Genomic DNA, 8,367 nt, shown 5'->3' with positions numbered 1-8,367 from the left:
GTCCCGGTCGCGGCAATATTCGACTGTTCCCGGATGACCCTACTGCCAATGCACCGATAGATAGCCTTCTAACTTTGGGCGTGCATCCCATTGAAAACTTGATACATGCGCGCTCGTGATCGCTTGGGCGTGAAGCGATTGCGACCTCTCGGGGGACCCAAGAGCAACAATCGAAGGACTATCGAAGCATGAAGAAGTTTTTGACGGTCGCCGCGCTGGGCGCAGCGCTGGCGCTGGGTGGCTGCGGCAAGAGCGACGACAAGGCAGCTACGCCGGCCGGGACGGTTAAGCGCGAAGCCGGCAACTGGAAGACCGATGTCAAGCTGGTCAAGTTCGAGATGCCGGGCGTTCCCGACAATGTGAAAGACCAGATGTCGAAGCAGCTCGCGGCCGCCAGCGGTACCGAGCAGTGCCTCACGCAGGAACAGGCCGACAAGGAAGATGTCGCCGGTGCGCTGTCGAAAGGCTATGGCGAGGCCTGCACGTGGAACAAGAACCAGATCGGCGACGGCAAGATCGACGTCGCGGGCACATGCACGCAGGGCAGCCAGAAGGTCGAGCTCGCCCTCGCCGGAACCCTCGGTGCCAAGAAGACCGATGTTCTCGTGATTTCAAAGGGCAAGTCGCCGATGGGCGGCGGCGACATGGAAATGCAGATGCAGGTCACCAGTACCAATATCGGCCCCTGCAAGGGCTGAATCTGAAATACCACTCGACGAAGGGCGCGGTCAGCGACCGCGCCCCGTTTTGAGGTCGCGCGCCGCGATCAAGCGGCGCCGGCACCTCTACGCCGGGCTCGATCTCGCAAAGGTCGGGAAGCTCCGCATCGCGATCAGCGCGCCGCCAGGTGATGCGCCGCGTTACGTCGTGTCGGCTTCCAGTATCGTCCGCCGGAAAGCATCACCTACCGCCGAAAGAACGCGGTTGTGTATCAACCAAAGGCTGCTCGTCACGGGCGTCGCGAACGGGCGATTGACCAGCGTGTCGACATGCAATCGCGCCATCGAGCGCGCGATGATTGTCGGGCCGAACCCGGCGGCGACGAGGCCGAGCAGGGTCGCGAGGCTCTGCGCCTCGTGCGCGATCTGTGGCACGAAACCCGCCTCGGCGCACAAGGCGAAGAAATGCTCGTTGAAGCCCGCGCCGTTGGGCGCGCCGTAGAGCACCAGCGGTTCCTGCGCGAGGTCGGCGACATCGGGATCGGCGGAGCGCCGCGCAAGCGGATGGTCGGATCTCAGCGTCAGCACCAGGTCCTCGGTCAGGAGGCAGCGGCAGACCATATCTGCGGGCAGCACCGGCCGTTCGAAATCGCGGACGATGCCAATGTCGACCTCCTGCGTGCGCACCGCCTCGATCTGCTCGTCGCGACTGAGTTCGCGCAGGACCAGTTCGACATCGGGATGCGAATGGCGAAAGCTGTAAAGCGCGCGCGCGACTTGCGGCACGAACGGTCCCGACACGGTGAAAGCCAGCCCCAGCCGGCCAGCCTCGCCCCGATGCGCGCGGCGGGCAATTTCTGCTGCCCGTTCGGACTGTTCCAACGTGGCGCGTGCCTCGGGAAGGAACAGCCGTCCTGCCTCGGTCAGCTGCACGCGGCGACTGGTGCGATCGAACAGGCGGGCTCCCAATTCCTGCTCCAGCATACGGATCTGCTGGCTGAGCGGTGGCTGGGAGATGCCCAGACGCGCCGCCGCCCGGCCGAAATGCCGCTCCTCCGCGACAAAAAGGAAATAACGCAAATGTCGCAATTCCATGGATCAGGTCGTCCTGTGTATCGATCAAGCCATATTATATATTAGACGTGGATCGTCCAGACGCGCATTGGCCCGAATGAATGGGACGGTGAACCCGCCTTCCTGCAGCCGCGTGCGGATCAGCCCCCCTGATCCTGCTGCGCCCGGGAAGCGGTTCGCCGTCCCATTCATCCTGGGAGAGCGAGCCGGAACGGCATGATCTTTCGGTACCGGCATTCCGGTCGGGGCCGTGTTCTGGAGCGTTGAATGATCGGTATCGTCAAGGTTGCGCTGCACCGGCCGCTGACCTTCATCGTCATGGCGATCCTGATCGCGATCGTGGGCTCCCTCGCCGCGCTGCGCACACCGGTCGATATCTTTCCAAATATCCGCATTCCCGTGGTCGCCGCCGCCTGGAAATATTCGGGCCTTCCCGCGGAAGACATGGCGAACCGCATCATCACCCCCTATGAGCGCGTGCTGACGACGACGGTCAACGACATCGACCATATCGAGAGCCAGTCGCTCCAGGGTATCGGCATCGTCAAAATCTATTTCCAGCCCGACGCCGATATCCGCACCGCCACGGCGCAGGTCACCTCGGTCTCCCAGACCGTCCTGAACCAGATGCCGCCGGGTGTGACCCCGCCGCTGATCCTGAACTACAGCGCATCGACGGTGCCGATCCTCCAGCTCGCCTTGTCGGGCAAGGGATTATCCGAGCAGCAACTGTTCGACCTCGGCCAGAACCAGATACGCCCGTCGCTGGTCACCATCCCGGGCCTCGCCATGCCCTATCCATCGGGCGGCAGGCAGCGGCAGGTCCAGATCGACCTCAATCCGGTCGCGCTGCAGTCCAAGGGGCTGACCGCGCAGGACGTCGGGGCCGCGATCGCCGCGCAGAACCAGATCAATCCGGCGGGTTTCGTCAAGATTGGATCGACGCAATATAGCGTGCGGCTTAACAACGCGCCGGGCACGATCGAGGCGCTGAACGACCTGCCGGTCAAGGTGGTGAACGGCGCGACGATCTATATGCGCGATATCGCCTTCGTCCGCGACGGCAGCGGCCCGCAGACCAATGTCGTTCACGTCGAAGGCAGCCGGTCGGTCCTGCTGACGGTGCTCAAGAACGGCGCGACGTCGACGCTCGCCATCGTCAACGGCGTCAAGGATGCGCTGCCGAAGATCAGCGCCACGCTGCCCGATACGTTGAAGATCCTGCCGATCGGCGACCAGTCGCTGTTCGTGAAGGGCGCGGTGGAAGGTGTCGTCCATGAAGGCGCGATCGCCGCCGCATTGACCTCGCTGATGATCCTGCTGTTCCTCGGCTCGTGGCGGTCGACGGTGATCATCGCCCTGTCGATCCCGCTCGCGATCCTCGCGGCTATCGCGGCGCTCGCGGCGTTCGGCCAGACGCTGAACGTCATGACGCTCGGCGGCCTCGCGCTCGCGGTCGGCATCCTGGTCGACGATGCCACTGTGACGATCGAGAATATCAATTGGCATCTGGAACAGGGCAAGGGCGTCATCGAGGCGATTCTGGATGGCGCGGCGCAGATCGTGACCCCGGCGTTTGTCGCGCTGCTGTGCATTTGCATCGTGTTCGTGCCGATGTTCTTCCTGCCAGGTGTCGCGGGCTTCCTGTTCGTACCGATGGCGCTGGCGGTCGTATTCGCGATGATCGCGTCGTTCGTCCTGTCGCGCACGCTGGTCCCGACGATGGCGATGTATCTGCTGAAACCCCATCGCCCCGGCGATGAGGATGCACATCTGGCCGGCACGCCCAACTCGCGCAATCCGCTGGTGCGGTTCCAGCGCGGCTTCGAACACCGGTTCGAAAAGATTCGCGCCGACTATGTGAGCCTGCTCCGCCGCGCGCTCGGCGCGCGCAAGCCGTTTCTGCTGGGCTTCCTCGCGATCGTCATCCTGTCTTTCGGCCTGTTGCCAATGCTCGGCAGCAATTTCTTTCCCTCGGTCGATTCGGGCCAGATCGCGATGCATATCCGCGTGCCGGTCGGATCGCGGATCGAGGATACGGCGGCGCGGTTCGACCGCATCGGCCAGACCGTACGCATGCTCGTTCCGGCCGGCGAACTTGGCGCTATCACCGACAATATCGGCCTGCCGGTCAGCTCGATCAACACCGTCTATAACAACAGCGGCACCATCGGTCCGCAGGACGGCGACATGATGATCACGCTGAAAGAGGGGCACCGCCCGACCGACGAGATCGTCGGCCTGCTCCGCCGCGAACTGCCTCGCCGTTTTCCCGGCACGACCTTCTCCTTCCTGCCCGCCGACATCACCAGCCAGATTCTGAATTTCGGCGCCCCCGCGCCGATCGACATCCAGATCGCCGGCAAGGATGCGGCGGCCAATCGCGCCTATGCGCAAAAACTGCTCGCAAAAATCGGCACGATCCCGGGCCTCGCCGATGCCCGCATCCAGCAGCCCGGCCGTTCGCCGCAGCTCAACGTCGATGTCGATCGCTCGCGCGCCGGCCAATATGGCCTGACCGAACGCGACGTCACGAGCAGCCTCGGCAGTTCACTCGCCGGCACATCGCAGACCGCGCCGGTCTTCTTTCTCGATCCCAAGAGCGGTGTTTCCTATCCCGTCGTCGCGCAAACGCCCGAATATCTGGTCGGATCGATCAGCGCCCTGTCCAACCTCCCCGTTTCTGCCGCCAGCGACCGCGCTGGGGCGGTCCAGACGCTGGGCGGCCTTGCCACGATCAATCGGTCGAACACGCTGCCGGTCGTGTCGCACTATAATATCGCGCCGGTGCTCGACATCTATGGAACGGTACAGGGCCGCGATCTCGGCGCGGTCGCTGGGGACATCGAACAGGTCATCAAGACGATGAAAAAGGACGAGCCCAAGGGTTCGACGATCACCATCCGCGGCCAATATGCGACGATGAATACCGCTTTCTCCGGCCTCGGCTTCGGCCTCGCCGCCGCGATCGTGCTGATCTACCTGCTGATCGTCGTCAATTTCCAGAGCTGGGTCGACCCGTTCGTCATCATCACGGCGCTGCCGGCGGCGCTCGCCGGCATTGTCTGGATGCTGTTCGTCACCGGCACGACGCTGTCGGTCCCGGCGCTGACCGGCGCGATCATGTGCATGGGGGTCGCGACCGCCAACTCGATCCTCGTCGTCAGCTTCGCGCGCGAAAAGCTCGCCGAACTGGGCGATGCAACGCAGGCGGCGCTCGAGGCAGGCCTCGTCCGCTTCCGCCCCGTCCTGATGACCGCGCTGGCGATGATGATCGGCATGGCGCCGATGGCCCTCGGCCTCGGTGACGGCGGTGAACAGAACGCCCCGCTCGGCCGCGCCGTCATCGGCGGCCTGTTCTGCGCGACCATCGCCACACTCTTCTTTGTCCCCACCGTCTTCGCCCTCGTCCACCGCCGCCACAAGCCGGCGGACACCCAGATGGAAATGCAGCCCAGCTATGCCTGAAACGCCCCTTCCCGCTGAATCCGGCGGTCCCGACAACCGGACCCTGAAGCGCGTCGGCATCGGCGCCGCGATCGTCGCACTGGTCGTCGTCGCCGCCGGCACGGCCTCGCGCCTCGGCGCAACGAACGACCTGCGCGCCATCGCTGCCGACGCCGCGATTCCCACCGTCGCGGTTGTCCAGCCACAGGACGGCGCCGGCGCCGGCAACCTCGTCCTCCCCGGCAATGTCCAGGCCTATAACAGCGCCGCCATCTATGCCCGCACCAACGGCTATGTCCGTCGCTGGCTGGCCGATATCGGCGACCGCGTCCGCGCCGGCCAGACTCTCGCGATCCTCGATGCGCCCGAAGTCGACCAGCAGCTCGCGCAGGCACAGGCCGACTATCAGACCGCACTCGCCAACCAGAAGCTTGCGGGGACCACCGCGACGCGATGGAATGCCTTGCTGGCCGAGGATGCGGTCTCGCGGCAGGAAGCCGACGAAAAGGCCGGTGACCTCGCCGCCCGGTCGGCGCTGTCCAACGCCGCGCTCGCCAATGTGAAGCGCCTGCGCGCCTTGCAGGGCTTCACCCGCCTGGCCGCCCCCTTCGACGGCGTCGTCACCAGCCGCGCGGCGCAGATCGGCGCGCTCGTGGTCGCGGGCAACGCCGCGTCGCAGCCGCTTTTCACCGTGTCGGACGTTCATCGCGTCCGCATTTATGTGCGCGTGCCGCAAACCTATTCAGCCGATGTGAAGGCCGGCATGACCGCCTCGCTCATGCTGCCCGAATATCCGGGCCGCAGTTTCACCGCGACGCTGACCCGCAGCGCGGGCGCGGTCGATGCGCAGTCCGGAGCGATGCTGGTCGAACTGCAGGCAGATAATCCCGATCGTGCGCTCAAGCCAGGCGCCTTCGCGCAGGTCCGCTTCGACGTCGGCAAGGGAAGCGGCAACAGCCTGACGCTGCCGAGCAGCGCCGTCCTTTACGGCAATGATGGCCCCACCGTCGCGATCATCGATGGCAACAACCGCGTGACCGTACGGCCGGTCACGGTCGCCCGCGACGAAGGGGCAACCGTCGTCATTTCTGGCGGCGTCCGCAAGGGTGAACGCGTGATCGATACGCCGCCCGACGCGATCCGGACCGGCGACAAGGTGAAGGTGCAGGCCCCCGCCGCGACCGGCGGCCGCAAAGGCGCTGCGCATGCGGGCTAGGGTCGTGCGGCTCGCGGTGATCGCTGCGTCGGCGCTGCTCGGCGCCTGCTCGATGGCCCCCGCCTATCGTCCCCCGCAAACCATCGCGCCGCAGGACTATAAGGAAGTCGCGGGCTGGACCCAGGCAACCCCGCTCGATACCGCCGCGCGCACGGCCTGGTGGGAGGCCTTCAACGACCCGATATTGAACGATCTCGAGATCCGTGCCGAAAAGGCCAGCCCCACCCTTGCCGCCGCGCTCGCGCGTTACGACGGGGCGCTGGCGGCCGCCCGTGTCGAGCGCGCCGACCTGTTTCCGACGGTGGTCGCCGGAGGCGACGCCAGCCGGCAACGCCTGTCCGGCGGGCGCTTCGGCGGCGACGGCAACGCGCGCACTTATAAGGATTTCAGCGTCAGCGGCGCGCTGGACTATGAAATCGACCTCTGGGGCCGCATTCGCAACGGCGTGGCCTCCGCGCGCGCCGATGCCGAGGCGAGCGAGGCCGATCTCGCCTCGGCGCGCCTCAGCCTGCAAGCCGCGGTCGCCGACGCCTATGTGAGGCTGCGCGGGCTCGACGCGCAGGCCGACCTGCTGCGCCAGACGGTCGAAGCCTTCGAAAAGGCCTATGACCTCACCGTTCGACGCCACAATGGCGGCATCGCATCGGGCATCGACGTCAACCGCGCGAGGACGGTGCTCGGCAATGCCCGCGCGCAAATCTCCGCCGTTGCCGCCGAACGCGCGGCGACCGAGCATGAGATCGCGGCACTGGTCGGCGAACTCGCGTCGAATTTCTCCATTCCGCCTGCCGTGCAACCGCTGGACGCCCCCGCCCTGCCCGCCGGCACGCCCTCGCACATGCTCCAACGCCGGCCCGACATCGCCGCCGCCGAGCGGCGCATGGCCGCCGCCAATGCGCGGATCGGGGTGGCGCGTGCGGCTTTCTTCCCGACGCTGACGCTCGGCGGAGCGGCCGGGTTCGAAACGACCCATGGCCAGTTGCTCCAGACGCCGAACAGCTTCTGGGGCCTCGGCCCGCTCGCGGCGGTGCTCACCCTGTTCGACGGCGGCCGCCGTACGAGCCAGGTGAAAATGTCCCGCGCCGAATATGAAGAGCTGGCCGCCGGCTATCGCGATACCGTGCTGAGCGCTTTCCGCCAGGCGGAAGACGCGATCGCAACGAACCGCCTGCTCGCCGTCCAGACCGGCGACCAGCGCAGCGCGGCGGAAGCCGCCGCGCGCACGAGTTCGCTGGCGCTGACCCGATATCGCAATGGCGCGGCCGACTATCTGGAGGTCGTTACCGCCCAGACCGACGCACTCGAGGCGCAGCGCGCGACACTGGCGCTGGAAACCCAGAGGATGCGGGGCAGCGTCGCGTTGGTGAAGGCGATCGGGGGCTCTTGAGCCTCCGGCCAGTTTGGCCGGTTGCGGACAGCCCACATTTGACGGAGACGAAACCGTCGCGGGCATTCAGGCCGCCCCCTTTTGGGCAAGGTCAATCGCATCAGATGCTCGGCAAGCAATGGCTGAAGCCGGCGGATTTCTACACAATGCGCCGACGCGAGTTCCGGGAGGATGCCGCTTCCCTCGAGCGTCAACCCGATAAGCATATGTCGGCGATCCGACGGCATGGGTTCGCGCCAGACAAGACGCAGCGCTTCCAGCCGGTCGGTCGGTTCGGACGCCGCGTGCGGTTTTACGATCCGGCCCGACCCGCGAGCCGAGGGGCCGTCAATTCACGCACCTGTCGGTCGTCTACGACCGCAGCACATTCGTTTCCGGACGCGTCGGCGCGCTTGGCAGCAGGAATGCGTCGTCGAGCGCCGCATAGTCGAGACCACCTCCCGGCAAGGGAAATTTCTGCTGAAAGCCCTCGATCCGGTCAGCCGCAGCGAGAACGCGGGCCTTGAAACGATGCGCAAGCGAATGCCTAACCGGCAGTCCACTGGTGATTTTGGTCCAGCTGTTCCAGCTGATACCGATCCGCG

General features: G+C 65.8%; 6 protein-coding genes. 4 read left to right on the top strand and 2 right to left on the bottom strand.

Annotated elements, in window-relative coordinates; translation table 11 throughout:
* The first annotated feature begins 188 nt into the window (after window positions 1-188).
* On the top strand, window positions 189-698 hold the full coding sequence (locus tag VGD20_RS05260; RefSeq protein WP_331133439.1) for a DUF3617 domain-containing protein: 510 nt from the start codon (window positions 189-191) through the stop codon (window positions 696-698).
* A gap of 162 nt (window positions 699-860) precedes the next feature.
* On the opposite strand, the gene VGD20_RS05255 is transcribed toward VGD20_RS05260, so the two are convergent.
* Entirely contained in the window at window positions 861-1,754 is an 894-nt protein-coding gene (locus VGD20_RS05255; RefSeq protein WP_414714545.1) for a LysR substrate-binding domain-containing protein, read from the bottom strand.
* Between the two features lie 246 nt (window positions 1,755-2,000).
* Between VGD20_RS05255 and VGD20_RS05250 the strand changes: the two genes are divergently transcribed.
* From VGD20_RS05250 to VGD20_RS05240, 3 genes are read left to right on the top strand one after another with little or no spacing between them, the layout of a single operon-like run.
* Window positions 2,001-5,201 (top strand): efflux RND transporter permease subunit, encoded by a 3,201-nt coding sequence (locus tag VGD20_RS05250; RefSeq protein WP_331133437.1) that lies wholly within the window; start codon window positions 2,001-2,003, stop codon window positions 5,199-5,201.
* The gene (locus VGD20_RS05245; RefSeq protein ID WP_331133436.1) at window positions 5,194-6,396 is read left to right on the top strand and encodes an efflux RND transporter periplasmic adaptor subunit; all 1,203 of its coding nucleotides are present in this window, start codon (window positions 5,194-5,196) and stop codon (window positions 6,394-6,396) included. Before VGD20_RS05250 ends, VGD20_RS05245 begins: the two co-directional genes overlap by 8 nt.
* A complete protein-coding gene (locus VGD20_RS05240; RefSeq protein WP_331133435.1) occupies window positions 6,386-7,783 on the top strand; it encodes an efflux transporter outer membrane subunit in 1,398 nt (465 codons plus the stop codon). Before VGD20_RS05245 ends, VGD20_RS05240 begins: the two co-directional genes overlap by 11 nt.
* 351 nt (window positions 7,784-8,134) lie before the next feature.
* On the opposite strand, the gene VGD20_RS05235 is transcribed toward VGD20_RS05240, so the two are convergent.
* A partial coding sequence (locus VGD20_RS05235; protein WP_414714544.1) for a hypothetical protein occupies window positions 8,135-8,367 on the bottom strand: 233 nt, incomplete at its 5' end.

It is taken from the genome of Sphingopyxis sp., from assembly GCF_036402335.1.
Taxonomy (GTDB): domain Bacteria; phylum Pseudomonadota; class Alphaproteobacteria; order Sphingomonadales; family Sphingomonadaceae; genus Sphingopyxis.
Note: the sequence above shows the minus strand (reverse complement) of the source record. Positions and strands in the feature narration are given on the sequence as shown.

Bases quoted from the DNA above. Each gene is read 5' to 3' on its own strand.
- VGD20_RS05255 (WP_414714545.1), bottom strand. From the start codon at position 1,754: ATGGAATTGCGACATTTGCGTTATTTCCTTTTTGTCGCGGAGGAGCGG.
- VGD20_RS05245 (WP_331133436.1), top strand. From the start codon at position 5,194: ATGCCTGAAACGCCCCTTCCCGCTGAATCCGGCGGTCCCGACAACCGG.
- VGD20_RS05260 (WP_331133439.1), top strand. From the start codon at position 189: ATGAAGAAGTTTTTGACGGTCGCCGCGCTGGGCGCAGCGCTGGCGCTG.
- VGD20_RS05240 (WP_331133435.1), top strand. From the start codon at position 6,386: ATGCGGGCTAGGGTCGTGCGGCTCGCGGTGATCGCTGCGTCGGCGCTG.
- VGD20_RS05250 (WP_331133437.1), top strand. From the start codon at position 2,001: ATGATCGGTATCGTCAAGGTTGCGCTGCACCGGCCGCTGACCTTCATC.